Origin of the sequence: Methylobacterium sp. XJLW (assembly GCF_003254375.1) — a bacterium.
In the GTDB taxonomy this organism is placed as follows: domain Bacteria; phylum Pseudomonadota; class Alphaproteobacteria; order Rhizobiales; family Beijerinckiaceae; genus Methylobacterium; species Methylobacterium fujisawaense.
On sequence record NZ_CP016429.1, the window covers coordinates 2,380,438 to 2,405,740 of the forward strand.

Below are 25,303 nucleotides of genomic sequence, written 5' to 3' on the forward strand. Positions count from 1 at the left end.
TTGTACGTTCAAAGAGTGATTTGAAGATTGTAACGAATATGGACGAGCCGCAAGCCCTCGCCGCCTTCGCGGCCCTCGCCCAGGAGCACCGTCTGCGCCTGGTGCGGGTGCTCGTGACCGCCGGCCCGGACGGGCTGGCCTCCGGCGTGCTGGCCGAGGCGGTGGGCGTCTCCGCCGCCACCGTGTCCCATCATCTCAAGGAACTGAGCCACGCGGGCCTGGTCGCCTCGCGGCGCGCGGGCCGCTCGATCATCTACAGCGCCGCCTACCCGGCGCTGTCCGGCCTGATCGCCTTCCTGATGAAAGATTGCTGCCAGGGCCGCCCGGAGGTCTGCACCCCGGCGATGGCCGCCCTGGCACCCTGCTGCCCCGCCCTTGGAGAGACCGCCCATGCCTGAGCCGTTCGACGTCGTGATCTACCACAACCCCGAATGCGGCACGTCCCGCAACACCCTCGCGATGATCCGCAACGCCGGCATCGAGCCGCACGTGATCGAGTACCTCAAAACCCCGCCCGCGCGGGCGCTGCTGGTGCAGCTCCTGGCCCGCGCCGGTCTGTCGGTGCGTGCGGTGCTGCGGGAGAGCGGCACGCCGTTCGCGGAGCTGAACCTCGGCGATCCCGCGCTGACGGATGCGCAGCTCCTGGACGCCATCGCGGCGCACCCGATCCTCCTCAACCGCCCGCTGGTGGTCACGCCCAAGGGCGTGCGCCTGTGCCGACCGTCGGAAGCCGTGCTCGATCTTCTGCCGGTGCAGCAGGGCGAGTTCGTCAAGGAAGACGGTGAGCGGGTCGTGGACGAGCACGGCCGCCGCGTCGCCACGGCCTGAGCCTCACACCGATCCATAAGACGAAAACGCCCGGATGCTCGCGCTCGCCATTTTCCTTGCCACCCTCGTGTTCGTCATCTGGCAGCCCAGGGGCCTCGGGATCGGATGGAGCGCACTGGCCGGCGCGGGGGTCGCTCTCGCCGCGGGCGTGATCCACCCGGGCGACATTCCGGTGGTCTGGCATGTCGTCTGGGACGCCACGTTCACCTTCGTGGCGCTCATCATCCTCTCCCTGCTGCTCGATGAGGCCGGGTTCTTCCATTGGGCGGCCCTGCACATCGCCCGCTGGGGCGGCGGCCGGGGCCGGCGGCTGTTCCCGCTGGTCGTGCTCCTCGGCGCGGCCATCGCGGCGGTGTTCGCCAACGACGGCGCGGCGCTGCTGCTGACGCCGATCGTGCTGGCGATCCTGCTCCGGCTCGATTTCAAGCCGGCGGCGGCCCTGGCGTTCATCGTCGCCTGCGGGTTCGTGGCGGACAGCACCTCCCTGCCGCTGGTGATCTCCAACCTGGTCAACATCGTCTCCGCCAACTTCTTCGCCGTGACCTTCGGCCGGTACGCCGCCGTGATGGTGCCGGTGAACCTGGTGTCCCTGGCGGCGACGCTGCTGGTGCTGTGGGCCTATTTCCGGCGCGACGTGCCGGAAGCCTACCCGGTCGATGCCCTCGAACGCCCGGCCGACGCGATCCGCGATCCGCTGGTGTTCCGGGCGGCGTTCCCGCTGCTCGGCGTGCTGCTCGCCGCCTACTTCGTCACCGCGCCGTTCGGGGTGCCGGTGTCGGCCGTCACCTGCGCCGGCGCGGCGGTGCTCCTGCTGCTCGCCAACCGGGGCGGGATCATCCCGATCCGCAAGGTGCTGACCGGCGCGCCCTGGCAGATCGTGCTGTTCAGCCTCGGCATGTACCTCGTGGTCTACGGCCTCCGGAACGCCGGCCTGACCGACGCGCTGGCGAAGGGCCTGGTCTGGCTCGCCGGCCACGGCCCGTGGGCCGCCACCATCGGCACCGGCTTTGCCGCCGCGATCCTGTCGTCGCTGATGAACAACATGCCGAGCGTGCTGATCGGGGCGCTCGCGATCGAGCGGGCGCCGGACCTGTCGCCGCTGACCCGCGAGCTGATGGTCTACGCCAACGTGATCGGCTGCGACCTCGGGCCGAAGTTCACGCCGATCGGCAGCCTCGCCACCCTGCTCTGGCTGCATGTCCTGGACAGCAAGGGCCAGAGGATCACCTGGGGCCAGTACATGAAGGTCGGCCTGGTCATCACCCCGCCCGTGCTGCTGGCCACGCTGCTGGCGCTGGCGGCTTGGCTGCCGCTGCTCGGCACCCGGTAGGCCGCGCGTGTCCGGGGGGCGGCGCTGGCCGGTGATCTCCGCCCTCGGCGTGATCGAGATCCTCGCCTGGGGGTCCTCGTTCTACCTGCCCGCCGTGCTCGCCGGCCCGGTGGCGGAGAGCACCGGCTGGCCGCTGGCCTGGGTGGTCGGCGGTCTGTCCCTCGGGCTCCTCGTTGCCGCGTTCGCCGCGCCGCATGTCGGGGCGGCGATCCACCGCCATGGCGGCCGTCCGGTTCTGGCGCTGGCGGCGCTGCTGCTGGCGGCCGGCCTGATCACGCTGGCCGCCGCGCCGGTCCTGCCGGTCTACCTGGCCGGCTGGCTTCTGCTGGGGCTCGGCATGGGCTGCGGCCTGTACGATCCGGCCTTCGCCACCCTCGGGCGCCTCTACGGGGCGGCGGCACGGCCGGCGATCACCACCCTGACCCTGTGGGGTGGGTTCGCCAGCACCGTGTGCTGGCCGCTCTCGGCGTTCCTGGTCGCGCAGGTCGGCTGGCGGGGCGCCTGCCTCGCCTATGCCGGCCTGCACCTCGGGGTCACGCTGCCGCTGGTGCTCCTGCTGATCCCGAACCCGCCGGCGGCGGCGGCGGAGCACCGCGCGGCGCGCACCGGCCCTCTGTCCGCCTCCGAGCGGCGGGCGTTCCTGCTGTTCGCCGGGGTGCTGGTCCTCGGCGGCGCGATCATGGCGCTGGTGTCGGTGCATCTGCTGACGCTGCTGCAGGCGCGGGGCGTGGCGCTGCCGTCCGCCGTGTCCTACGCGGCGCTGATCGGCCCGGCGCAGGTCGGCGCCCGCATCGTGGAGATGTCGTTCGAAGGGCGGCATCACCCGCTGTGGACTCTCACCGCCGCCCTGGGCCTGGTGGCGCTGGGTTTGGTGCTGCTGGCCCTGGGGCTGCCGGGCGTCGGGATCTGGCTGGTGCTCTACGGCGGCGGCAACGGGATCTATTCGATCGCGCGGGGCACGGTGCCCTTGGCCCTGTTCGGTCCGGTGCGCTACCCGCTGGTGGTCGGCCGCCTGGCGCGGCCGGGGCTGGTCGCGCAGGCGCTCGCCCCGCCGGCCGGCGCGTTCGTGCTGACCCAGGCCAGCCCGGAGGCCCTGTTGTGGCTCTTGCTCGCCCTGAGCCTCGCCAATCTCGGGCTGGTCGGCGCGCTGTGGCATCTCCACCGCGCGGAGCGGTGAGACGGCGGCCAAGCCGACAGGCAGGGGATCGCGACACCGGCCCTGTCCCGCCGGCCGACGGGAGGGGGGATCGCGCGACCGCGACGAACCCTGCATGTTCGGCTGTTCGCGGCTCGGTCCATCGTCCCACTCCGCCGGGTCCAAGACCGGCCGATCCCCTCTCCTTGGCGGCGCCCGTCTTTCACAGGTGAATCTTCGCGGGCCGTCGATCCTGGGGGCGCCGAAATACCGTGATGCAGGTGTATCGTTGGGTCTGTTGCTGTCCCGTATCGGGTGGGACGTTTAAATAAGACGTAAATACATCGCGTGCCCGATCTGCCGGGGGATCGCGGGATTCGGTAGTCAGCCTTGGTTGATAACAATTTTTGAGGCCATGGCTCAGCTGCGAAATGTGCTATCGATAGAGCACAGGCGACCGAATCGGGCCCGTTTGCGCATCGAACCTGTATTGTCGCAGGGCGGGGCATCTGTGTTGGGCCGCCAAAGTCAGGATCGACCGGGTTGTCCGGTTGGCGCGCTGCGCGGGTGTGTCGATCATGATGTTTGCCGTTCCTGCCCTGCTGATGGAGCTGGCGTTGGCGACGCCGGTCTCGGACACGATGCCGGTCTTCGACGTTCACGGCAGCTGCCGGGCGGCGACGCAGCAGATGACCCTCGATGCCGGCCGGCAGAAGCTCTGCCTCGAGGATGAGGGGTCGGCGCGGGCCGAGGTCGAAAAAAAGTGGTCCAGCTACCCGGCCGGTGACCGGACACGCTGCGCGGCGGAAGCGCAACTCGACGGCCTGCCCAGCTATGTCGATCTGCTCGAATGCCTGACCCTCGCCCGGGAAGCCAAGGCCGAGGATGGTCAGTAGCCGCGGCAGGACCGAGGCCAAAGACCATCCGTAACGATCTCAGGTTGAGGGCCGGCCGTGCCGATCGTGCTGCAGCTTCCCGGATCCGTCCGTCTTCTCGCCCTCGCGGCCATCGCCGGATGCGCCGCCGGTTGCCGCGATTCGAACCAGTACGTCCCGCCACCGCCGCCCGGCGTCTCGGTCTCGCAGCCGGTCGTGCGCACGGTGACGCGCTACTTCGAACTCACCGGCAACACCAAGGCGTTCGCGGCCGTCGATCTCGAGGCGCGGGTCCAGGGCTTTCTGGAGGCGATCACCTACAAGGACGGCGCCGTGGTGAAGGCGGGCGCGCCGCTCTTCGCCATCCAGCGCAACACCTACGAGGCGCAGCTCAAGCAGGCGCAGGGCGCCCTGGCGGCGCAGCAGGCCGCCCTGGCGAACGCCCAGTCCGAATATCAGCGCCAATCCACGCTGGGGCGGCAGGAATTCGCCTCGCAGGCCCGGGTCGAGGACGCCAAGACCAAGCAGGACCAAGCCAGCGCCGCCGTCATGGAGGCGCAGGCCAACCTCGACATCGCCACCATCAACCTCGGCTACACGCAGGTCTCCGCGCCCTTCGACGGCGTGGTCACCAACCACCTGGCGGATGTCGGGGCGCTCGTCGGCATCAGCGGGCCGACCAAGCTGGCGCAGCTCGTCCGCATCGATCCGCTCTACGTCTACTTCAACGTCAGCGAGCAGCAGGTGCTGCTGGTCAAGCAGCACCTGCGCGCGACGCAGCAGCCGCTGGGCGATCTGGCCAAGATACCGGTGGAGATCGGCCTGCAGACCGAGACCGGCTATCCGCATACCGGCCGGCTCGACTACCTCGCGCCGCAGGTCGATCCGTCCACCGGCACCCTGCTGGCCCGGGCGCTCATCGAGAACGGCGATCACGCGCTCCTCCCGGGCCTGTTCGTGCGGGTCCGGATCCCGGTCGGCCGCGACGACAAGGCGCTGCTGGTCCGCGACGACGCCATCGGGACGAACCAGCAGGGCAGCTACGTGCTCACGGTCGGGGCCGACAACACGGTCGCGCAGCGGGTGGTGACGCTCGGGGCGCGGGACGGGCGGTACCGGGTGATCGAGGCGGGGCTCGCCCCCGGCGACTGGGTCGTCACGGACGGCATCCAGCGAGCCATCCCCGGGGCCAAGGTCGCACCCCAGAAGTCGGCGGTGGCCGAGGCCTCCCCAAGCCCGGCGCCGCTTCAGCGGTGAGACACCGGCCGGTGCGCCCGGCCGAGCCCGCGAGACCGATGGTCCAGGGCACCGATCCGCCCGGTCACCGGAGGCCGGCATCCGCCCATCCGCGGCCCGCCGATGCGGCGGACCGCCCCTGAGACGCCGGCACCGAGGGCCAACGGCATGATCTCGCGCTTCTTCATCGAGCGGCCGGTCCTGGCCAACGTGCTGGCCCTGATCATGGTGCTGGTCGGCGCGGTGTCGCTCCTCAACCTGCCCGTGTCGCAATACCCCAACGTCGTGCCGCCGACGGTCCAGGTCACCACGCGCTATCCGGGTGCGAGCGCCCGCACGGTGATCGACACGGTGGCGCTGCCGATCGAGCAGCAGGTCAACGGCGTCGAGGGCATGCTCTACATGCAGTCGACCAGCGCGAGCGACGGCACCTACACCCTCACGGTCACCTTCGCGATCGGGACGGACGGCGATCAGGCGCAGGTTCTGGTGCAGAACCGCGTCGCGATCGCGATGTCCTCGCTGCCGCAGGCGGTCCAGGTCCAGGGCGTCACGACCCAGAAGAAATCCACCGCAATCCTGCAATTCGTGACGCTGTCGGCCACCGACGGGAAGTTCGACAGCCTGTTCCTGTCGAATTACGGCGTGATCAACGTGCAGAACGAGCTGGCCCGGCTCCCCGGCGTCGGCAACGTCACGGTGTTCGGCGCCGGCCAGTACGCGATGCGGATCTGGCTGGACCCCGATCTGCTCCAGGCCCGGGGCCTCACCCCCGACGCCATCATCAACACCGTGCAGCAGCAGAGCCAGGAGGTCACCGCCGGGGCCCTGGGGATGCCGCCGGTGCCGACCGGACAGGATTTCCAGTACACCCTCAACATCAACGGGCGGCTGAACGACGCCCCGGACTTCGAGAACATCATCATCAAGGCGGACGCGCAGGACGGCGGCCGCATCACCCGCCTGCGCGACGTCGGCCGGGTCGAACTCGGCGCGCAGACCTACAGCCAGTCCTTCACCCTGAACGGTCAGGCCGCCGCCGGCATCGGCATCTACCAGCTGCCGGAGGCGAACGCGCTCACGGTGGCGAACGCCGTCGGCACCCGGATGGCCGAACTCGCCAAGACCTTCCCGCCGGGCCTCGTCTACGCCATCCCGTTCGACACGACCGCGTTCGTCCAGGCCTCGATCCACGAGGTCTACAGGACGCTGTTCGAGGCCGCCGTGCTGGTCCTGATCGTCATCCTGGTCTTCGTCCAGGACTGGCGGGCCATGCTGGTGCCGGCCACGACGGTGCCGGTGACCATCATCGGCGCCTTCGCCGCCATGGCGGCGATGGGCTTCAGCGTGAACCTCTCGACTTTGTTCGCCATCGTGCTGGCGATCGGCATCGTGGTGGACGACGCCATCGTGATCGTCGAGGGCGTGGCCCACCATATCGACGAGGGCCTCTCGCCCCGGGCGGCGGCCGAGAAGGCGATGGAGGAGCTGTTCGGCCCGATCATCGGCATCACCCTGGTGCTCATGTCGGTCTTCGTGCCGGCCGCGTTCCTCCCCGGCCTGACCGGGCAGCTCTACAAGCAGTTCGCCCTGGTGATCGCCGCCACCGCGCTGATCAGCGCGATCAACGCCGCCACGCTGAAGCCGACCCAATGCGCCCTGTGGTTGCGCAAGCCGGTGCCGCCGGAGAAGCGGAACCTGTTCTACCGCGGCTTCAACCGCGTCTACGGGGTCGTCGAGGGCTGGTACGCCCGGCTGATCGCCCACATGGTCCGGCGCAGCGGCCTCATGGCCGTCCTCGCGCTCCTGCTGATCGGCCTGGCGGGATGGGGATTGACCCGCCTGCCCACCGCCTTCCTGCCCACGGAGGATCAGGGCTACGTGCTGATCGGGGCCCAGCTGCCCGACGGGGCCTCGAAGGAGCGCACCGACGCGGTGATGCAGCGCATCAGCGCGCAGGCGAAGGCGACGGCCGGCGTCGACAACGTGCTCACCATCAGCGGCATCTCGGTCCTCGATTCCAACGCCACCCTGCCCAATGCCGGTGTCGCCTACGTCGTCCTCAAGGACTGGGACGCCCGGGCCAGGGAGAAGGGCCAGGATCTGCGCAGCCTCTACGACCGCTTCAACACGATGCTGGAGGGCGTCGAGGACGCCGCGACCTTCGTGCTCATCCCGCCGCCGATCCAGGGCATCGGCAATGCCAGCGGCTTCACCATGCAGGTGGAGCTGCGCAACGGCGACTTCGATTACCCCCTGCTGGAGAGCCTCGCCCGGACGATCGTCGCCGACGGGAACGCGCAATCGGGCTTGCGGAGGCTCAACACCTCGTTCCGGGCCGGCGTGCCGCAGATCGCGATCGCAGTGGACCGGATCAAGGCCGAGGCGCTCGGCGTCACGGTCGGGCAGGTCTTCTCGACGCTCTCGAGCTACGTGGGGTCGTCCTACGTCACGCAGTTCAACAAGTTCGGCCGGACCTTCCAGGTCTACGTGCAGGCCGCGCCCGATTACCGGCTCCGCCCCGAGGACGTCGAGAACCTGAAGGTGCGGGCCGGCAACGGGGCGATGGTGCCGCTCGGCACCATCGTGGAGATCAAGACCGTGCAGGGCCCGTCCCTGATCAGCCTCTACAACCTCTACCCGACGGCCACGATCGTGGGCGGGGCGGCGCCGGGCTTCAGCTCCGGGCAGGCGCTGGACCTGATGCAGCAGATCGCCGCCAAGGTGCTGCCGCCGGGCACGGGCTATGACTGGACGGCGATGTCGTACCAGGAGAAGGCGGTCGGCGCGCAGATCTACCTCGTGTTCGGGCTCGCCATCCTCCTCGTCTACCTGGTCCTGGCCGGCCAGTACGAGAGCTGGATCCTGCCGCTGGCGGTCCTGCTCGGGGTGCCGCTGGCGCTCCTGGGCACGGTCGGGGCGCTGCTGCTGCTCGGCGTCGCCAACAACCTCTACACGCAGATCGGCCTGATCCTGCTGATCGCGTTGGCGAGCAAGAACGCCATCCTGATCGTCGAGGTCGCCCGCGAGAAGCGGCAGGCCGGTCTCGACATCGCGGCCGCGGCCGTGGAGGCGTCGCGGCTGCGCTTCCGCCCGATCCTGATGACCTCGTTCGCCTTCATCCTCGGCGTCCTGCCCCTCGTCACCGCCTCCGGGGCCGGCGCTGCCGCGCGCAAGTCGATCGGCATCACGGTGTTCAGCGGGATGCTGGCCTCGACCTGCCTGGCGGTGCTGTTCGTGCCGTGCTTCTACGTCATCCTGCAGCGCGTCGAGGAGCGGCGCGCGCAGGGGCGGCAGCCTGTGCCGACCGGGACCGCATCCTCGGCCCCCGAGAGGGTCTGACACCGTGACGGAGGGCGCGCATCCCGGATTGCGTCGGGTCCCGGGGGGCGGCGTGGCGGGTCCAGCCTGACGCCGCCGCGAGGATTTCGGCTCCTGGCGCGTCCCCCGCAACAGGGCGGTCGAGCGTACCGCGACACCGGGGATCAGACGCCCCGCCGCTTCACCGCGTGACGATGCCGGGCTCCTTCGGACTGGGCCGGCGCTGCAGGATGAGAAGCCCGGCCGAGTAGATCAATGAGACGAGGAGGGCGGCACACAGGGCGGCGGCGGCACCGAGGGCCTGGACCGTCAGGTGAAGCGTGAGCAGCGCCAGGCCGAAGCCGAAGACGCCCCGGATCGCAATGCTGGCCAAGCGTGCCATCGCGCCCCCGCCGATCCGGCGATGCAGGATCACGAAGGTGCTCGTCAGGGTGACCGGAAAGGCGGCGACCACCCCGGTCCGCGCCGGTCCCAGGGCCGAACTGACAGCCAGGACAACCGCCACGAACAGGGCCACGGCCGTCGCTCGGGCCAGGAGATCCACCGGTCGCGGCCGCGCGACGACCGCGCTCCGGACGAGGGAGGTTCGCACCGCCTGCCGGGTCGCGACGGCCCCCGCGCCATAGACGAGTGCGTTGAGCCCGAGGGCCGTCAGCGGCGTCCAGGACGCGGCGGATACGGGGATGGCCACCGCCAGCCATGCCAGCGTCGCCGGACCGAGGGTCGAGCCCAGATCCCGGCCGCTGGCCCGCAGGGCGTAGACGGTCAGGAACAGGCCCGTCGCCGCATTGGCGGCGAAGCCGTTGAGGGCCGCCCCGGCGACGAACTCGGTATCGTGTTCCAAGGCCATGAACACGTAGGCCGGCCCGGCCGAGACCGGCAGGCTGACGATGAGGGCGCCCCAGACCGGTCCGAGGAGTTCCGCCAGCACGGAGGCCAGCACGACGACGGTTCCCGAGGTCAGCGCCCGGACCAGGGCTGTTACCCATATCGCTGCCACGGCCGCTTCCCCGGCATCGCACCGCCGATCCGGATCGACTTCGGAGCCGCGGCTTCGCTATCACGGGCGCCGGGCCTGGGCCAAAGTCACGGGCTCCGACAGGCGCCGGCCCCGACCGGAGATCAGCCATGCGACAGCTCCCCCGACGCCCGATCCTGTTCCTGCTGGCCGGGCTCGCCGCCGCCCCGGTCTCCGCCGCCGAGACGGGCAGGGGGCACCGCGTCGTGTTCCAGGTGGACACAGCCGACCCGGCCACGATGAACCTGACGCTCAACAACGCCACCAACGTGGTCGATCATTACCGCGCCAAGAACGAGGCGGTGGAGATCGACATCGTCGCCTTCGGGCCGGGCCTCGCCATGTATCGGGCCGACAAATCCACCGTGGCCGACCGGATCGCGCATTTCGCCGAGTCCGGCTTCCCGTCGAAGATCCAGTTCTCGGCCTGCAACAACACCAAGACCGCCATGGAGAAGGCCGAGGGGCATCCGATCCCGCTGCTGCCGCAGGTGACGATCGTTCCCTCCGGCGTCGTGCAGATCATGGAGCGGCAGGAGCAGGGGTGGAGCTATGTGCGGCCGTAGGGTGATCTGCCGGCGCGCGGCCTGCGCCGCCGCCGGTCCCGCGGCGGTGCGGGACGGGCGCGACTTCCGAAGTCCCGGCCGAGGAGCCGGTCCACCGACCGGGATCAGGGGGCGCGGCAGTCCATCGCGGCCGTCGCCTCGATCACGCTGAGGGCCCTGCGCCGGACTTCCAGCGTCACCTTCGGGCTGTCCGAGACGATGGAGGCCTCCCGTTTCAGCGTCGCGTCGCAGGCGCATGAACTGTACCCGGCCGTGTCATAGCAGGCATCGTGGCGCATGCATGCGGCGTCCAGGTCGTCGGTCGGCGGCAACCCCTCGCCGCGCTGCCCCTTCCCGCAATAGTTGCCGTGAAACAGTTCCTTGCCGGCAATGACTTGGCCAAGCTCGCCCTTGGGCGGGGCCGGCGCCTCGGCGCGGCCGCCCGGGTTCAGGTCGTTGGCCGGGCCGCCGGCCTTGGATCCGGACGAACGGAGCGTCTTCGGGATATCGGACCGTTCGTCGGGCTCGTTCAGCGCCCCGCCGGCCCGCCCGTTCGGATCGGAGACATCCGGAAGGGGCGGGGGCGGCCCGGGGCGAGGCTCCCCGTCTTCGGCGGATGGAGGCGCCACAGGCGCCTGTGCGAGCGCACCCTGAGAGGTCAGGACGACAACCGCGAGGACAATCGCACGGACGAGGGTCATGACCGGTCCCGATGGCTACGGCGCAGGCGCGCGCAAGGTGTCTCGGCCCAAGCGGGGTGCGGTCTGCCCGGGCCGGCGAGGCGAGGATATGCCCGCGACGGATCTAGTAGCGGTTGTCCCGGTACCCGCGGTAGCGACGCTCCTCGAAGACGCGCGCATCCCTGCGGCCGTAGCCGCCCATGTCGCGATGGCGGCGATACCCGTGCGCGGGCGCCCATGCAGGCGGGCCGCCGGGGCGGAAGCCGCGTTCCCCACGGGCCCAGGGCGGATCGGCCAGGGCGGCGGACGAGGTCCCGAGAAGGCCTCCCGCCAAGGTCAGTGCGCCGAGCAGGAACAACGTTGGCGTGCGAAACATGGAGCCTCCCTCGCAGCGGGATTGGTCCCGGTGCGGCTCAGATACGGCGCTCGGGGCAAATCCGTTCCACGCGCCGCGCAGCACCATGGGCCCATGCGACGACTGGGTTGCGCGGTTTGAGCCGGTCAGACGTGCGATAGATCGGCAGGAACAACCTCAAAGAATTTCTTCAGTATTTAGGTCGGCGATATCTCCGGTCTTCGAACATCGGGCGATACTTTCGAGACATCGAATTTTTCTGGAACGGTCGCGGCCACCCTGCCGTTTAGGGGCTCCAACACAGGAGACGCTCAATGCGAAGCTTCCCGATCATCATTCTCACCACTCTCGCTCTTGGCGGCAGCGCCATGGCCGCCGAGCAGGGGGCTTCGTCCAAGGCGCCCGGCCACGAGATGCAGGACCGCGGAAGCCGGGCGGGGAGCCCCGGCGCATCCGGCTATGCTCCCGGACACGAGATGAAGTCCGGCGGGATGGAATCGACCGGTTCGACCACGCGGACCGGCGGCACGGCTACCGGTACGTCCGGCACCGGTTCGACCGGAACCCACCGCTGACGCACCTGCTGCGCCCCTTCCGGCCCTGTCGGCCGGTCGGGGCGCAGTTCCGCGGGCGGTCGGGCTCTCCAGCGCAATCATCGTCGCCCTTGCACCGCGCCGGGCCACAGATCCGCTGAGGGCCCCGTCCGGAACGCCCGCCGGGGCACCGTCCGGCGCCGGCTGTCCGGGCCGGCGCCGACGGGCCCGCCGGCGTGCAACCGCTTTCGACCCATTCGACTTACCGACCGGATTCATCGAGCCGAAGGGGCATCGCCATGCCGATACGTTTGGTCACGACCGTTCTGTTTCTGTCCACCGCGGCAACCTCCGTCTGGGCCGCGCCGATGTCCGCCGACGAGAAGGCGGCGTTCCAGCAGCAATGCATGGGCGACTTCACGACCTTCTGCGGCGACCTGACCCCGGAGGATGGTCCCGGAACGCAGGCCTGCTTCGAGAAGAACATGGCGAAGCTCTCCACCGGCTGTCGGGAGGCCATACAGAGCTTCAAGCAGGCGAAGCGCGGCTGAGCCGTCGGCCGCTCAGCCCGAGCGGGCACGCCCGGCGCTGCCGGGACAGGCGCGCAGCCGAAACCGTCGGGGCTTTGGAGGGGGGCTTTGGAGGGATGACCCGCCGGGTGTGACCCGGGTCCTGCCGATCTCCTCGCGCCGGCGGGGTCGGCCGTTCCATCTGGCTCAGGCCCGGCGGAAACGCCCGGCCCGAGCGGGCCTCCCCGCGCCACAGCCGCCTCGGCGCATCGCCACCTCTGGCACGAGCGCGCCCTGCGTCGCATACTTCCCGGCAGCGGCAGATCCACACCCGCCGAGAGAGGCTGACGCCGATGCGCGCGCGCCATGCGGAAAGCCACCTGATCGAGCGCATCGGCTGGTTGCGTGCCGCGGTGCTGGGCGCCAACGATGGGCTCGTATCCACGGCCAGTCTGATCGTCGGCGTGGCGGCCTCCGCCGCCGCCGCCAGCGATATCCTGGTCGCCGGTACGGCGGGCCTCGTCGCCGGCGCGATGTCGATGGCGGCCGGTGAGTACGTCTCGGTGAGCTCCCAATCCGATACGGAGCGGGCCGACCTCGCGCGCGAGCGGCGCGAGCTCGAACAGGACCCGGCGGCCGAGCGGGAGGAGCTTGCGGGGATCTACGTCTCGCGCGGCCTCGACCACGATCTCGCGCTGAAGGTCGCGGAGCAGCTGATGGCGCGGGACGCCCTCGGCGCCCATGCCAGGGACGAACTCGGCATCTCCACGTTCACCACGGCGCGCCCGATCCAGGCTGCGCTGACCTCGGCGGCGACGTTCTCCGCAGGCGCGGCCATGCCCCTTCTCGTGGCCGCGGTCTCTCCGGCCGACTATCTCGTCGTCTCGGTGTCCGCAGCTTCGCTGACGTTCCTCGCTGTGCTCGGGGCGTTGGGCGCGAAGGTGGGCGGCGCAGCGATCCCGCGGGCGACCGCGCGGGTTGCGTTCTGGGGGGCCCTGGCGATGGCGGTCACCGCGGGGATCGGGCATCTCGTCGGCAAGGTTGTGTGACCGCTCGGCCGGAGACACGGCGGAGGCGCAAGCCAAGGATCACGGAGCGCTGGGCGGCATTGCTGTTGCGCGCGTTACGCAGCGTCGGGCTGGAACGCCGAGGGAATCCGATATCGGTGTTGGAAAACCCCGGCGGTTCACACGCTAAGGACACGGGCGCCGCAGGCCATCGTAGCCGAGATACGTTCCCGAAGCCGGATCGTACGACCGGAAGCGCCGTTGGCAGTAGGCGGTCGCGTCGCTCGCCGCTGGATCCGATGCCACGGTCGGAGACTCGGGATAGGCGTAGGTCGTCGGCGCATAGTTGTCGTCGTATCCGGGATAGCCGTAGCCGAGACCGCCCGCGGCCAAGCCAAGACCGACCCCCGCCGCAGCCGCGCCTGCCCCGTAGCCGTAGCGGCGACCATAGCCGTAGCCGGGCCGCACGCCGGGATAGTGTCCGCGGCCCGCTACAATGGCACCGCCATGGTATCCGCCGCCTCTGAAACCGCCTGCCCCGACGCGGGCTCCACCGGCCCGGAACCCACCGGCACCGTGGAAGCCGCCGCCGCGGAAACTGCCCCGCGCATCGGCTGCCGCCGGGATCATCGCGAGCGCCCCGATCATCCCGGCTGCGGCGAGAAGCATCTTGTTCATGGCCGTTCTCCCTTGCCACCCGTTGATCCCGCAACGCCGGATTCGATGGTGAGCAAGGACGCTCGCTGTCTTGAGAGCCTATGTCTTTGATGCAGCGCAATTCATGGCCATCCTAGAATAACTGATAGTTGTATATTTCTCCCGCCAAGCAATTCGTTTCGCGAATAAGGCTGATCGGATCACTCCGAGCGTGACCGAATTCCTGCGCTCGCGCCCCGCATTGACAGGCCGAGACCGTGCCGCCCCGCAGCGCAGACTTGCAGGCCCAGCGCTGCATGCCGCGACTCCGGGTTTTGACTTGGCCAATGCCGACGTCCAAACGCGCGCCAAGTGTCAGGCCGCGATGAAGCGCATCCAAAACTTTCATCGCTCGATCTTGGATCCAAAAGCTCGATGGGAGTTCGGAATCCGATCCTCCGCTTCATGTGAGCGCTCGTAACTTACAGGTACAAATTCTCTTGAATTCCGAGATCGAAAATCGAGATGCGATGAGCTTTGTACTGATTGCAGGGCGGAATAAGATCAGTTTGCGCGATCTGTCAGAAGCAAGCGCCGCGAACTCCGCTCCCCGGCCTACCTGTCCCTGGGCATGAAAGGTAACTGGCCAGATCTCTCCTGTCGGTCTAGCGAAAGCGTCGGCTGAGGGAAGCCCAGGCGCGCTCGAACCATTGCGCCCCTGTCTCCAGGGGCCTCTTCAACCGAGGCAGGTCTTCGCCGAGCAGCACCAACCCGGCCGGCACCATGCAAACACCGATGAACGGAATGGGGGCGAACACGCCGCCGATCAACAACGCGACGGCAGCGGGAACTCTAAACCAGCGATGTGACGGCTCTAAGAGCCAATCAAGGTAGCGTCCCATCCAGGCCGGAAGCTTTTGGACCAGGGCTCTGATCCGCGCATCCCATTGAGCAGCTGTCGCGGCCATCCCTGCGCCTTTGGCTCTGTGCTGTCCGCCACCCTCTTCCCGCTGACGCGTTTGATCGCTTTGCGGTCAGACAGGCTTGAATGCGCCGACCGTGGACACAGAGGCGGCATTGCGGGCCGAAGCGTCGCGCTCAGCGCGAGCCGATCTGCCCGACAACACGGTCAATCTCATCGATGACGCTCACCAGGAGTTTCGCCTGCTTGTCCAGATCGGCGACTGCCGGGCGGCCCGGCGTGTCCGTCGTCCACCAACGACCGTTATCGATGACGTCGACCAGCCGGCCGAGGCGGGCGTGCTCACGTTTCAGGGTGTCGATAAACTCCTTGCCGCTCTGCATGGACCCCTCCCTCTTGGACGGCCGAGCCGAGACTTGCCCCCGGAGCGGACCGCTTGAACGTGCGCAATCCCTCGTGTCGGCAAGGGAAGCGGCGATGGCCAGGGCCTTGATCCATTTCGGTTTGTTGAGACGGATACTGGCAAATAGCGACGTCCGACGCGACGATGACGTCGCGGTGCAAGATATTCGGGCAACTGCCGCCGCGTCGGTCTTGCACCGGAGACGACCGCGACGGCGCGCGCCGAGGCTTCGCGCTGGGCAGAGGTGACTCTGGCGGGGTCGGGTTCAGGCCGTGCGGGTGCCGCGGTGGTCGCAGTCATGATGAGCCTACCTGTTCGCGCTCCAGCGACCGGCCGATCGAAGTCGAACTCGCATACAAGGTCAGCCTCGCGTCGTTGAGCCAGATCAACGCCAAGCCGCTGTTCCCGAGTCCGTTGCGAAGGCGCGGATTGCTGCCGGCACGGTGGACACCACACTCAGCGGGTTCGGGCTGGTTCTCGAACTCCAAAGGGCCTGCGGGAGCCAAGCGTCGCGTGCCGCTTTGTCGAAGCGCGGGGGGCGGAGCGGCATCAGCGGAGCGGGTCTGCCCCTGCGCCGGATCGCCAGGACGGGCGCATCCGCCACGACACGTGCCGTCATGCGCGCCTGCACCGCCGGTCTCGCCATCACACCCCAACCGGGTATCGGTGACACCCCCAGCGGGCCCCGCGAGGGACTTCGATGGCCGGGGCGCATCCGGCGCTCAGGACTCGGAGATGCCGACGGAATGGCATGCCTCAGATCGAACGCCGATCCTGAGGTCCTGAGCGGTTGATCAACATCAATGTGTGACCCCTCGGGGCAGGTAACCTGAATTCGGTTGCGCCCACGGCCGACCGCATCGCTGACGACATTGCGCGTGACGAGGGACATCTCTCGCTGGGGAGGGTTTCATGACGCTGGCGACACTGGTGCAGGTGACGGCCCTCACCACACTCCTCGCGGCCGGCTCGCTGTCCAGCGCAGGTGCTCAGACATCAACGGGCCCGGAGAACACGCCGGACCCAGCCTCCCCGCCCAACCGACCCAGCATGATGGGGCGGGGCATGATGAGCGGCATGGGAGGACTGGGCCATGGCGGCATGTGTGGCATGATGGACCACATGATGGACGGGATGATGGCCGGCGGCCTCCGAATGCGGATGATGTTCGCGATTGCGGATACGGACGGGGACGGTTCTCTCTCGTTCGACGAAGTGACGGCTATCCATAAGCGTCTCTTCAACGCGGTCGACGCCAACAAGGATGGAAAGGTGACCCCCGAGGAGCTTCGGAAATTCTTCTCGGATCGGTAGTCGAAGCTCACAGCAAGCCGCAGAGACCGAGCGGGACCAGCCCGCGCAGCCGCCACGTCGTCCTCCGCCCAGCCCGGCCTTGGGCCGGCGATGAGGCGGGTCGGCGATCCCATGAGGCATGAGCGTGCCGGCGCACCCGGCGCCTTCCGCGGGCGAAAGGTCGGGGTGCGGGCGCGCGATGAGGTGCGGATCGGAGGCCGACCGCAGATGGGGCGCCGCCGCCATGGCCACGCCGTTCGGCGAGCCCGGCGCCACCCGTGTGACCGGCACCCGGCCTTCGCCGCGCCGGCCGGCGGGTCGATCCGCCGTCCCGGTGCCCCCGCCTCGAACAGCGCCTCCGGGACCACGTGCCGGACTACGCGCGCGTGGTCCGCCGCCCATGACACAGATATGCTCAAGCATCTCCTCATCGTGCCGGTGGCCGTCGTCGGCGGCTTCCTCGTCGCGACGGGGTGGCCCGCCGCCGCCGCCGCGTTGCGGGCTCTGCTGACCGGTGCGCGGCATCCGCCCAGGATCGCGGGCTCGGGGGTGACGCCGGCGGCTGTTCCAGAGCCGGAACGGGCCAGGCGCGTTCGCCTCACAAACGATCAGGTCGCCAAGGCCAGGATCCGCCCCAGACGGCCTTCCGGTCCTGCCGGCCGCGCCGTCGGCCCGGATGGCCGCCGGCTTCATCGGTCGGTGCCCTGCTTCGCATCGACCGGCAGCCGGACGACCGGCGCGCGCCGCCGCTCGGGCTCGGGAGACGGGCCTCGTTCCGGGCCCGGCCTGAGCGCGGGAAACTCCGCCGCCGTCACCGTTTCCACGTCGAGGAGGAGCGCGGCCCCGCCCTCCAGATCCTGCCGCCGCCGTCTCAGGATCTCTGTCGCCGTCTCGAATGCCCCCGCCACGATGTCCCGGCCGGCAACGTCGATCTCGCGAGCCGTCAGGTCGGACGCGTTCGGCCGGTCGCTGCCGATCTCGGACAGGAACGGGTTCGCGGGTGGCAGATAGGTGCGCTGGCCGACCTCCGGCGTCATCCCGTGCCGGGTCACCATCTCCAGCGCGATCTGGGTCGCGCGCTGCAGGTCGTCCGCGGCACCGGTCGAGACATCCCCGTCGAAGACCAGCGCCTCGGCCGCACGGCCGCCGAGCAGGACCGCGATCCGGTTCCGCAGCGCGCTCGCGGTGATCAGGAACCTGTCCTCGGTGGGACGCTGGATCGTGTAGCCGAGCGCCCCGACGCCGCGCGGGATGATCGAGACCTTCAGGACCGGATCGACACCCGGCAGGCTCGCGGCAACGAGGGCGTGTCCCATCTCGTGGAACGCCACGCGCCTGCGCTCCTCCGGCCCAAGCACGCGGCTGCGCTTCTCAAGCCCGGCCACGATCCGCTCCATGGCGGCCGTGAAGTCGGCATAGGTGACGTCCGCGCCGCCGCGCCGGGTCGCCACGATGGCGGCCTCGTTGACGAGATTGGCGAGGTCGGCGCCCGTGAATCCGGGCGTGATGCCCGCCACCTCGTCCAGGTCGAGCTCCCCGGCGAGCCGAACCTTGCCGACATGCACCTTCAGGATCTCGACACGGCCCTTCCGGTCGGGGCGGTCGACGAGCACCTGCCGGTCGAAACGGCCGGGCCGGAGGAGCGCCGGATCGAGGACCTCCGGCCGGTTCGTCGCAGCGAGAAGGATCACGCCGGTGGTCGGGTCGAACCCGTCGAGTTCCGCGAGGAGCTGGTTGACGGTCTGCTCGCGCTCGTCGTGGCCCCCCAGGATCTGCGTGCCGCTGCGGCTGCGGCCGAGGGAGTCCAGTTCGTCGATGAAGATGATGGCGGGCGCGGCCTCGCGGGCCTGCTCGAACAGGTCTCGCACCCGGGCGGCGCCGACGCCGACGAACATCTCGATGAATTCGGCCCCCGAGATCGAGAAGAACGGTACGCCGGCCTCGCCGGCGACGGCGCGCGCGAGCAGCGTCTTGCCGGTGCCCGGCGGCCCGACGAGCAGGATGCCCTTCGGTGACCGCGCCCCGAGCCGCCCGAAGGACTTGGGATCCTTGAGGAAGGCGACCGTCTCCTGCAATTCGGCCTTGGCCTCGTCGACGCCGGCCACGTCCTTGAACGTCACCTTCGTGTCGGTCTCGACATAGACCTTGGCCTTCGATTTGCCGATGGCCATGAGGCCGCCGAGGCCGCTCCGCCCGGACACGCGGCTGAAGAGGGCGCGCCACAGAAAATAGACGGCGAAGGCAGGCAGGATCCAGGAGAGGAGGCCCGTCATGAAGCCCGTGGATGGGGCTCCCTTGACCACCACGCCCTTGGCCGAAAGCCTGTCGGCGAGGGCTGGATCGACGCGCGTCGCCACCACGTACCGGTGGCCGTTGTCCGCCGGCTCCTTCAGCGTGGCCGCAATCCGGTCGGTGCCGACGGTCGCCTCGGCAATCTTTCCCTGGGCGACCAATTGCTCGAACTGACTGTAGGGGATCGCGTCCGTCTGGCTGAAGCCGACCCAGAGATCGTGGACGAGCAGGACGCCGAAGGAGGCCGCCGCCACGGACCAGAGCGCCCAGCTCAACTTGCGCTGACTCGGGTCCATGAGCGCCTCCCACGTCGCCTCGGGAAGTGCGCCGTTCGGCCGCTCGTCGCTTTGCGCCAGCTCAAATGTCTCGGCCCGTCTGCAACCGCGGCGCGGGGTGGCGACATCCGTCGGTCGAGCGGGCTGAACGCGAAGCCTGTTCGGAGCCGCGGTCGAACGCGGCTCCGCATGACGCCGCAGCGAACCTCCGGTCGCCCCACGCGGACCGGCATGGGGGGCGGCTGCCGCCCGTGACGGGCGACCGTGCTTTGCTGGCCGGATCGGCGCCGAACCCATCGCCGATCAACATCCCGGGGATGGCCCCTCGGCGTGCGTCGCGGCGGGGATCGCTTACGGAGGGGAGAGGGCGGGCGGTCCCGGTCCCGCAACCGAGATCCGCCGCCCGCTCCAGGACGACGGTCTCATCCGCCGACGCCCTTGACCGTCAGGGGCCGGTCCATCGCGATGACGAAGGCGGCGCCTCCGGCGAAGACCGTCATGGGAGCCCCGCGGTCGAGGGCGACACGCAGCACACGGGTCGTCCCGTCTATGGCCACGGCCAGGTCCCGCCCGCGCCACCGGACCCTGAAGTCGAGGCTCTGCCAGTCGGCCGGCAGGCACGGATCGAAAGCGAGCCCGTCAGCCCGCAGCGACAACCCGGCGAAGCCGAGGATCGCTATCATCCAAACCCCGCCGAGGGCCGCGACGTGGATGCCGCCGCCGATCGCCACATGGGTGTCGGCGAGATCGATTGCCGCGCTTCGGCGGAAGTAGCTCAGCGCTGCCTCGGCACGCCCCAGCCGCGCGGCCGCGAGGCCGTGCATGGCCCGGCTCAGGGAGCTCCCGTGCCCGCATCGGGGCTCGTAATGGTCGAAGTTGGTCCCGCCGCTCGCGCCCGGAAAGGCCTCGGGCAGGAGGGCCAGGAGCGCGACGACGTCGGCCTGCTTGATGACCTGCGCCCGCTGCGTCCGCTCGCGCCCCAGCACGACATCCATCGGCACCGAGCGCCCGGCATAGGCGTTCAAATCGACCGTCTCCAAGGCCGAGAAGCCCGCGAACTGCTCGAACAGCCCCGTGGCCGGATCGAAGCCGGTGGCGACGGCCTCCGCCGCCTCACGCCAGTGCGCCAGTTCCGCCTCGCCGAGGTCCAGACTCCGCGCGAGGCGCGCCCACGTCTCCGGCCAGCGGGCCTGCACGAGGGCGGCGACGTCGAGGCCGCGCGCGATGGTCCACCGGGCCATCCCATTGGTGAAGGCGTTGTCGTCCACGCCCTCGTGATACTCGTCCGGCCCGATGACCGTGCGGATGTGACGCCGGCCGTCCGCCTCCAGCGCCGCACGCCAGGTCCAGAACCGGGCCGTCTCCAGGATGATCTCAGCCCCAGCCTCCTGCAGGAAGGCTTCGTCCTCGGTCGCCTGCCAGTATTGCCACACCGCATAGGCCACGTCGGCGCTGATATGCTGCTCCTGGCTGCCGCAGAGGACGTCCAGGATCTTGCGGTCCGGGCCGACCGTCTGGGCGGGCGTGACCTCCGACCCGCTATCGGCCGATTCCCAGGCGTAGAGGGCGCCCCGACAACCCATCTGCGCGGCCTTGGCGCGGGCCGCGTCCAGGGTGCGGAAGCGGTACATCAGGAGGGTGCGCGCGGCCTCCGGCCAGGTCAGCGCGTAGAAGGGCACGAGAAAGATCTCGGTGTCCCAGAAGACGTGGCCGCGGTAATCGTCCCCCGTGAGGGCGCGGGCTGCGACGGAGACGTGCGGGTCCTCCGGATTCGCCGCCCCGTTCAGGTGGTAGATGGCGAAGCGCAGGGCGGCCTGGGCGGCATCGTCACCGGTCACCCGGATGTCGCTGCAGCGCCAGCGCTCGGCCCAGGCCGCCTCGTGGCGGGCGAGGATGCCGCGCCAGCCGAGCGTGCGCGCGGCGGCCAGTTCCTTGCGGGCCCGGGCGCCCGCATGGACGTCGGTGGCGTGGTGGCGGGTCACCGCGATGATGCGCCGGAAGGTCACGATCTGGCCCGGCTGGGCGGTCCAGCTCCAGTTCCAGGTCAGGTCGCCCCGCATCACGGGCTGACGCTCGATCCCGTCGACCTCCAGGGAGGCCGCCGCCGCGATGGCGAGGCTCCGGCCGGATCGCCAGGTGCGCCACGCCTTCAGGTCGAGTTCCGCCCGTTCCGGCGCGAGTTCGAAATCCGTGGGCCCGAACGCGGCCTCGAAGGTGAGGTCGCTGACCCCGCTCTCGATCCGAAGCTCGATCACCTGCATGCCGATCGCACGCGCGTGCAGCGACACCAGCCGCAGGGAGCGCAGGCAGACATCGAGCGGGGCGTTGCAGGTCTGGCGGGCCTCCATGAACAGGGCCCCCCGTCGCATGTCCAGGGTCAGAGCCCGCGAGGACCGGTCCGGGCAGCGCATGAGCGGGCCGTCCGGCAGGAGGATGCGGACCTGCGTCCAGTCGGGGGCCGGCACCAGTTCCGGAACCACGCTGTCGGGCGTCGGCGTGTCGAACAATCCGGCGACGTAGATCCGCGGCGGAACAGCCCGGCAGGCGCCGAGATGGGAAGCCAGCCCGCCCCGCACGCCGAGAAAGCCGTTGCTGAGGGCGAAGCGGGTTTCGAAGGTGCTCTCCCGCAGCAATTCGTATCCGGTCTCGCGCAGCAGCCAGGACGGATCGCCTCCAGCGATCATGTCTTCGGCCAAGGTGTCGGCCACGCTCATGCGGCATCTCCCGAAGACGGCGGCGCGATATGCTCGATGCAGATCTCGTCGAAACTCGTGACCACCCGGTCGGCCCCCGCTGCCCGCAATCCGTCGGCGTCGCCGAGGCGGGCGATGCCGATGGCCGTCATGCCGCCGGCCTTGGCGGCCCGGATGCCCACGGGGGCGTCCTCGGCCACGAAACAGCGGGCCGGGACGACCCGCAATTCGGCGGCGGCCAGCAGAAAGATCTCGGGGTCCGGCTTGCCGTGGCGCAGGGCGCGGCCGCAGATGCGGGCCGCGAACGCGTCGAGCAGCGTCCGGTCCTCGCTCAGCGGCACCGCGCGCATCATGGCCTCCGCGTTCTTCGAGGACGAGGCCGCCGCCAGGGGCCAGCCCCGGCCGGCGAGGGCCCGGACGAAGCGGAGGGCGTCCGGAAAGGCCGTCACGCCCTCGGCCGCAACGATCCGCTCGAGACAGCGCTGTTTCGCATCGGCGTAGGCCGACACGAGGCGCTCGGTATCCGGTAGACCCAGCGCGGCGAGGGCCGCGCGGGCCCCGTCGATCCGGGCCTTTCCGGCGACCTGCGCCTGATACAGGGCGGTGGTGAAGGGCCGAGGATCCGCGACGCCGGCGAGCGCCTCGCGCCAGGCACGTTCATGCGGGGACGCCAGCAGGACGCCGTCGACGTCGAAGATGAAGGCGGGGGCGCTCGGGCGGCGCGTGATCGGTGGAGGCCTCATCCCGTCGCTCCCCCGGCCGAATGGCGCGTCCTGCGGATCAGCCATCTCCCGGTCGCGCCGAAGACCAGAACCGACCTGGCGTCGGCGCGGGAGAGCATCCGGCCGCCGATTGTCAGGAGCGCCAGTGACTTGCGGGCTGGGCCGGCCTCGAGCCTCTCCGGCGACCGATGCGCGTCCGGCAGCCCGCCTGCCGGCGACACCCCGCTCGACGGCATCGGGCCGATCAGGACGCAAAGCCGGTGCTGCGGGCCGGTGCGGCCACATCCGCGCGCGGGACGGACCGCTCGGTGAGCCATGCGACCGCCAGCGCCAGGGCTTCGTCGATCGGTCTGGGTTCGTAGCCGAGTTCCCGGCGCGCCTTGCTGTGGTCGAACGCCGTGGAACGCAGCGCAAGGCGCACGCCCTCGCGCACGGCCACCGGACTTCGGTGGGAGATATGATCGGCGAACCACTCGGCAACGATGGCCACCGCCATCGCGAGGCTGCCCGGCAACGCCATGGACGGCATGCGTCGGCCCGTCATCCGCTCCAGCCTGGAGAGGAGCTGCCGCAGCGGCACGTTCTCGCCGCCCAGCACGTAGCGCTGCCCGGCTTGTCCCTTCTCCCCCACCAGACGCAGCCCCTCGGCCACGTCCCGGACATCGACGAGGTTGAGCGTGCAATCGAGGAAGAACGGCGTCTGCCCGGTCAGGAAGAGGGCGAGCATCGCCGCGGGCGGCGTCATGTTCCAGTCGTCCGGTCCGATCGGGACCGTGGGGCTCGCGATCACGACATCGCGGCCCGCCTGCGCGGCGGCGAACGCCGCCTGCTCGGCCAGGCATTTCGATCGTGTATAGGGACCGGCCATCCGGTCCAGGGATGGGAGATCGCCGTCGCGCACCCGCGCACCATCCCGAAATCCCGTGAGCAGCACCGCCTCGGTCGAGCAATGCACGACCCGTGCGGCAGGCGGCGCTGCGGCCAGCAGGCGTTCCGTGCCCTCGGCGTTCACGCGGGCCAAGGCACCCCGCTCGGGGGCCCACAGGTGCGCGTCGCCGGCCAGATGATAGACGCGCGCGATCCCGACCATCGCGGACGACAGGGCGGCGGCATCGAGAATCGAGCCGCGGCGATACTCGGCGTCAGCCGAAAGGCCACGCGGGTCGCCACAGTCAAGCACGCGCACGCTGCGCCCTGTGGCAATGATCGACTGGACGAGATGGCGGCCAATAAAGCCGCATCCACCCGTAACGAGATCGACGGCGGTCATCGGATTTCTCTGGAATTCGATGCGATGCTGATGTTCTGCTCATTTATTGCGTTGATCTCGATCAATTCCGCCGGTGTATCGGTGCGGAATTGGCGGCCAATACAATGCAGCGATTGGGCGGCCCGGGTCGGGCGAGCTGGAGGCTTAGGCCAGATCTCGAATGTGCCGCATCGCTTCGGGTGTCAGGAGGTGAGCGCCCCATCCCTGCCGCACCATCGCTCCGGCGCAGGCCGGCCGCGCGAGGAGCATGAGCGCCGCACCCACCACCGGCAGGACGCTCAAGGGATCGAGACGCACCGGCGTCAATTCTTCGCGCGCCTGCGCGAAGGGTCCTGGGCGGCCGACAAGCTGCAGGAGCGACGCGACGAGGTTCCGCCGGCGGGCGCCCCGAAGCGCCGCACCGAGGAGGACTTGCAGGGCGAGCCGCGTGCGCCCCCCCGGCCGACCCATGCGGCCGTGCGCGATGCTGTGACCGGCAGATACGCGGACCAGCAGGTCCGCAAGGTTGAGGTCCGCGAGGCTGGCGGCCATCGGCTCGACGAGACGCGGATTGCCGTCGATGTAGAGCGGGCGCTCGCCGCGGTCGTCCGTGAAGTAATCGACGGACAATGCGCCGTGCCAGGACAGATGGGAGCCGATCTTTGCAAGATCGCTGGCGACGTTGGGGCGATGAACGCTTTCTTTGAGCGCCGCGCCGCCGCCTGCTCCCTCGACGAGCCTGCGCGTGGCGTGGAACCCGACGAGCCGCCCCTCCTGGAAGACGGCCTGCGCCTGCTCGAGGGGCGCGGACACCCATGCCTGCACGAGGATCGGCTCGCCCGGGCTCGCCACATGCGCGAGTTCGGCCGCGGCACGGTCCCGGTCCGCCTCGCAACGGATCAACCAGGTGCTGCGGCTCGCCGTGCCCAGGGCGGCCTTCACGACGAACGGGTAGGCCGCGTGCTGGGCGAGGCTGCGCGGATCGTCGAGCAAATGTGTTGGGGGCTGTTGCAGGCCGAGCTCGGTCAGCAGGCCGCGAAAACCGAGCTTCGTCAGGACGCGCTCGTAGCTTTCGAAGGCCGGAACCGCGAACGCAACCCGCGGGCGCAGTTCGTCGGCCAAGCGGGCGACGAGGTATCCCTGCTCGTGGATGGGCAAGAGGACATCGAATCTCTCCCGCGAGAGCGTCTCGTGGAGGAAGTGTCGAAACCCCTCCGGATCCGTGCCGAGGGGCGGGCAGCGATAGCGGCGGACGACCAAGCGCGAGAACCGCCCGAGGCAGATCCGGGCCGGATCGCAGTAGGCGACCTCGTGCCCGGCGAGCGCCAGGGCCGTGATGGCTTGGCGCGCAGACGTGCTGCTGCCCTCGGTCAGGAGAACGCGCATGCGGTGCTCGTCGCCTCCAGGATGCTCGGCGGCATGCCCGTCGCGCCGAGGCCGTCGATG

22 protein-coding genes are annotated in these 25,303 nt (G+C 69.9%); 12 read left to right on the plus strand and 10 right to left on the minus strand.

Annotated features, from left to right (window positions below):
* Window positions 1–38 precede the first annotated feature (38 nt).
* From A3862_RS10970 to A3862_RS11000, 7 genes are all read left to right on the plus strand, one after another.
* Window positions 39–398, plus strand: coding sequence for an ArsR/SmtB family transcription factor (locus tag A3862_RS10970; RefSeq protein ID WP_043353685.1), 360 nt, complete (start codon window positions 39–41; stop codon window positions 396–398).
* A complete protein-coding gene (arsC, locus tag A3862_RS10975) occupies window positions 391–828 on the plus strand; it encodes an arsenate reductase (glutaredoxin) (RefSeq protein WP_043353683.1) in 438 nt (145 codons plus the stop codon). Before A3862_RS10970 ends, arsC begins: the two co-directional genes overlap by 8 nt.
* A 34-nt stretch (window positions 829–862) precedes the next feature.
* The gene (locus A3862_RS10980; RefSeq protein ID WP_043759444.1) at window positions 863–2,158 is read left to right on the plus strand and encodes an arsenic transporter; all 1,296 of its coding nucleotides are present in this window, start codon (window positions 863–865) and stop codon (window positions 2,156–2,158) included.
* A gap of 7 nt (window positions 2,159–2,165) precedes the next feature.
* Window positions 2,166–3,335 carry an MFS transporter gene (locus tag A3862_RS10985; RefSeq protein ID WP_043759443.1) on the plus strand — a complete coding sequence of 390 codons (1,170 nt, stop codon included), beginning with the start codon at window positions 2,166–2,168 and terminating at the stop codon, window positions 3,333–3,335.
* A gap of 536 nt (window positions 3,336–3,871) precedes the next feature.
* Complete coding sequence (locus A3862_RS10990; RefSeq protein WP_236952735.1) at window positions 3,872–4,189, plus strand: hypothetical protein; 318 nt, start codon at window positions 3,872–3,874, stop codon at window positions 4,187–4,189.
* A gap of 57 nt (window positions 4,190–4,246) precedes the next feature.
* Window positions 4,247–5,425 (plus strand): efflux RND transporter periplasmic adaptor subunit, encoded by a 1,179-nt coding sequence (locus tag A3862_RS10995; protein ID WP_051976111.1) that lies wholly within the window; start codon window positions 4,247–4,249, stop codon window positions 5,423–5,425.
* Window positions 5,426–5,572: 147 nt separating this feature from the next.
* Window positions 5,573–8,746, plus strand: coding sequence for an efflux RND transporter permease subunit (locus A3862_RS11000; protein ID WP_043759442.1), 3,174 nt, complete (start codon window positions 5,573–5,575; stop codon window positions 8,744–8,746).
* 160 nt (window positions 8,747–8,906) lie between these two features.
* Here the strand turns inward: A3862_RS11000 and A3862_RS11005 are convergent, their stop codons facing one another.
* Window positions 8,907–9,725 (minus strand): hypothetical protein, encoded by an 819-nt coding sequence (locus A3862_RS11005; protein ID WP_111473584.1) that lies wholly within the window; start codon window positions 9,723–9,725, stop codon window positions 8,907–8,909.
* 128 nt (window positions 9,726–9,853) lie between these two features.
* On the opposite strand from A3862_RS11005, the gene A3862_RS11010 reads away from it, so the two are divergent.
* Window positions 9,854–10,309, plus strand: coding sequence for a DsrE family protein (locus A3862_RS11010; protein WP_111473585.1), 456 nt, complete (start codon window positions 9,854–9,856; stop codon window positions 10,307–10,309).
* Between the two features lie 104 nt (window positions 10,310–10,413).
* On the opposite strand, the gene A3862_RS11015 is transcribed toward A3862_RS11010, so the two are convergent.
* Both A3862_RS11015 and A3862_RS11020 read right to left on the minus strand, forming a co-directional pair.
* Complete coding sequence (locus A3862_RS11015; RefSeq protein WP_107059924.1) at window positions 10,414–10,989, minus strand: phospholipase A2 family protein; 576 nt, start codon at window positions 10,987–10,989, stop codon at window positions 10,414–10,416.
* A gap of 103 nt (window positions 10,990–11,092) precedes the next feature.
* On the minus strand, window positions 11,093–11,344 hold the full coding sequence (locus tag A3862_RS11020) for a hypothetical protein (protein ID WP_111473586.1): 252 nt from the start codon (window positions 11,342–11,344) through the stop codon (window positions 11,093–11,095).
* A 293-nt stretch (window positions 11,345–11,637) separates the two neighbouring features.
* Between A3862_RS11020 and A3862_RS11025 the strand changes: the two genes are divergently transcribed.
* The 3 genes from A3862_RS11025 (at window position 11,638) to A3862_RS11035 (ending at window position 13,414) form a co-directional block, all read left to right on the plus strand.
* Window positions 11,638–11,898, plus strand: a complete 261-nt coding sequence (locus A3862_RS11025) for a hypothetical protein (protein WP_111473587.1) — start codon at window positions 11,638–11,640, stop codon at window positions 11,896–11,898.
* Window positions 11,899–12,155: 257 nt separating this feature from the next.
* On the plus strand, window positions 12,156–12,407 hold the full coding sequence (locus tag A3862_RS11030) for a hypothetical protein (RefSeq protein WP_043353668.1): 252 nt from the start codon (window positions 12,156–12,158) through the stop codon (window positions 12,405–12,407).
* 311 nt (window positions 12,408–12,718) lie between these two features.
* On the plus strand, window positions 12,719–13,414 hold the full coding sequence (locus tag A3862_RS11035) for a VIT1/CCC1 transporter family protein (RefSeq protein ID WP_043759436.1): 696 nt from the start codon (window positions 12,719–12,721) through the stop codon (window positions 13,412–13,414).
* Between the two features lie 144 nt (window positions 13,415–13,558).
* Here the strand turns inward: A3862_RS11035 and A3862_RS11040 are convergent, their stop codons facing one another.
* Both A3862_RS11040 and A3862_RS11050 read right to left on the minus strand, forming a co-directional pair.
* Entirely contained in the window at window positions 13,559–14,050 is a 492-nt protein-coding gene (locus tag A3862_RS11040; protein ID WP_043759434.1) for a BA14K family protein, read from the minus strand.
* 1,056 nt (window positions 14,051–15,106) lie between these two features.
* Window positions 15,107–15,313 (minus strand): hypothetical protein, encoded by a 207-nt coding sequence (locus tag A3862_RS11050; RefSeq protein ID WP_043353665.1) that lies wholly within the window; start codon window positions 15,311–15,313, stop codon window positions 15,107–15,109.
* Window positions 15,314–16,245: 932 nt separating this feature from the next.
* Here A3862_RS11050 and A3862_RS11055 point away from each other — a divergent pair.
* On the plus strand, window positions 16,246–16,647 hold the full coding sequence (locus A3862_RS11055; protein WP_043383999.1) for an EF-hand domain-containing protein: 402 nt from the start codon (window positions 16,246–16,248) through the stop codon (window positions 16,645–16,647).
* 668 nt (window positions 16,648–17,315) lie between these two features.
* Here A3862_RS11055 and ftsH read toward each other — a convergent pair.
* The 5 genes from ftsH to A3862_RS11085 form a co-directional block, all read right to left on the minus strand.
* Complete coding sequence (gene ftsH, locus A3862_RS11060) at window positions 17,316–19,214, minus strand: ATP-dependent zinc metalloprotease FtsH (RefSeq protein ID WP_075380941.1); 1,899 nt, start codon at window positions 19,212–19,214, stop codon at window positions 17,316–17,318.
* Between the two features lie 401 nt (window positions 19,215–19,615).
* On the minus strand, window positions 19,616–21,907 hold the full coding sequence (locus A3862_RS11065; RefSeq protein WP_111473588.1) for a glycoside hydrolase family 65 protein: 2,292 nt from the start codon (window positions 21,905–21,907) through the stop codon (window positions 19,616–19,618).
* The gene (locus A3862_RS11070; protein ID WP_053609596.1) at window positions 21,904–22,629 is read right to left on the minus strand and encodes an HAD family hydrolase; all 726 of its coding nucleotides are present in this window, start codon (window positions 22,627–22,629) and stop codon (window positions 21,904–21,906) included. Before A3862_RS11070 ends, A3862_RS11065 begins: the two co-directional genes overlap by 4 nt.
* Before the next feature lie 223 nt (window positions 22,630–22,852).
* The gene (locus A3862_RS11080) at window positions 22,853–23,878 is read right to left on the minus strand and encodes an NAD-dependent epimerase/dehydratase family protein (RefSeq protein WP_043759427.1); all 1,026 of its coding nucleotides are present in this window, start codon (window positions 23,876–23,878) and stop codon (window positions 22,853–22,855) included.
* A gap of 144 nt (window positions 23,879–24,022) precedes the next feature.
* Window positions 24,023–25,243, minus strand: coding sequence for an ATP-grasp domain-containing protein (locus A3862_RS11085; RefSeq protein ID WP_111473589.1), 1,221 nt, complete (start codon window positions 25,241–25,243; stop codon window positions 24,023–24,025).
* Window positions 25,244–25,303 lie beyond the last annotated feature (60 nt).

Bases quoted from the DNA above. Each gene is read 5' to 3' on its own strand.
- A3862_RS10990 (WP_236952735.1), top strand. From the start codon at position 3,872: ATGATGTTTGCCGTTCCTGCCCTGCTGATGGAGCTGGCGTTGGCGACG.
- ftsH (WP_075380941.1), bottom strand. From the start codon at position 19,214: ATGGACCCGAGTCAGCGCAAGTTGAGCTGGGCGCTCTGGTCCGTGGCG.
- A3862_RS11085 (WP_111473589.1), bottom strand. From the start codon at position 25,243: ATGCGCGTTCTCCTGACCGAGGGCAGCAGCACGTCTGCGCGCCAAGCC.
- A3862_RS11000 (WP_043759442.1), top strand. From the start codon at position 5,573: ATGATCTCGCGCTTCTTCATCGAGCGGCCGGTCCTGGCCAACGTGCTG.
- arsC (WP_043353683.1), top strand. From the start codon at position 391: ATGCCTGAGCCGTTCGACGTCGTGATCTACCACAACCCCGAATGCGGC.
- A3862_RS11025 (WP_111473587.1), top strand. From the start codon at position 11,638: ATGCGAAGCTTCCCGATCATCATTCTCACCACTCTCGCTCTTGGCGGC.
- A3862_RS11015 (WP_107059924.1), bottom strand. From the start codon at position 10,989: ATGACCCTCGTCCGTGCGATTGTCCTCGCGGTTGTCGTCCTGACCTCT.
- A3862_RS11050 (WP_043353665.1), bottom strand. From the start codon at position 15,313: ATGCAGAGCGGCAAGGAGTTTATCGACACCCTGAAACGTGAGCACGCC.
- A3862_RS11030 (WP_043353668.1), top strand. From the start codon at position 12,156: ATGCCGATACGTTTGGTCACGACCGTTCTGTTTCTGTCCACCGCGGCA.
- A3862_RS11080 (WP_043759427.1), bottom strand. From the start codon at position 23,878: ATGACCGCCGTCGATCTCGTTACGGGTGGATGCGGCTTTATTGGCCGC.
- A3862_RS11010 (WP_111473585.1), top strand. From the start codon at position 9,854: ATGCGACAGCTCCCCCGACGCCCGATCCTGTTCCTGCTGGCCGGGCTC.
- A3862_RS11070 (WP_053609596.1), bottom strand. From the start codon at position 22,629: ATGAGGCCTCCACCGATCACGCGCCGCCCGAGCGCCCCCGCCTTCATC.
- A3862_RS11035 (WP_043759436.1), top strand. From the start codon at position 12,719: ATGCGCGCGCGCCATGCGGAAAGCCACCTGATCGAGCGCATCGGCTGG.
- A3862_RS11020 (WP_111473586.1), bottom strand. From the start codon at position 11,344: ATGTTTCGCACGCCAACGTTGTTCCTGCTCGGCGCACTGACCTTGGCG.
- A3862_RS10980 (WP_043759444.1), top strand. From the start codon at position 863: ATGCTCGCGCTCGCCATTTTCCTTGCCACCCTCGTGTTCGTCATCTGG.
- A3862_RS11065 (WP_111473588.1), bottom strand. From the start codon at position 21,907: ATGAGCGTGGCCGACACCTTGGCCGAAGACATGATCGCTGGAGGCGAT.
- A3862_RS10970 (WP_043353685.1), top strand. From the start codon at position 39: ATGGACGAGCCGCAAGCCCTCGCCGCCTTCGCGGCCCTCGCCCAGGAG.
- A3862_RS11055 (WP_043383999.1), top strand. From the start codon at position 16,246: ATGACGCTGGCGACACTGGTGCAGGTGACGGCCCTCACCACACTCCTC.
- A3862_RS11040 (WP_043759434.1), bottom strand. From the start codon at position 14,050: ATGAACAAGATGCTTCTCGCCGCAGCCGGGATGATCGGGGCGCTCGCG.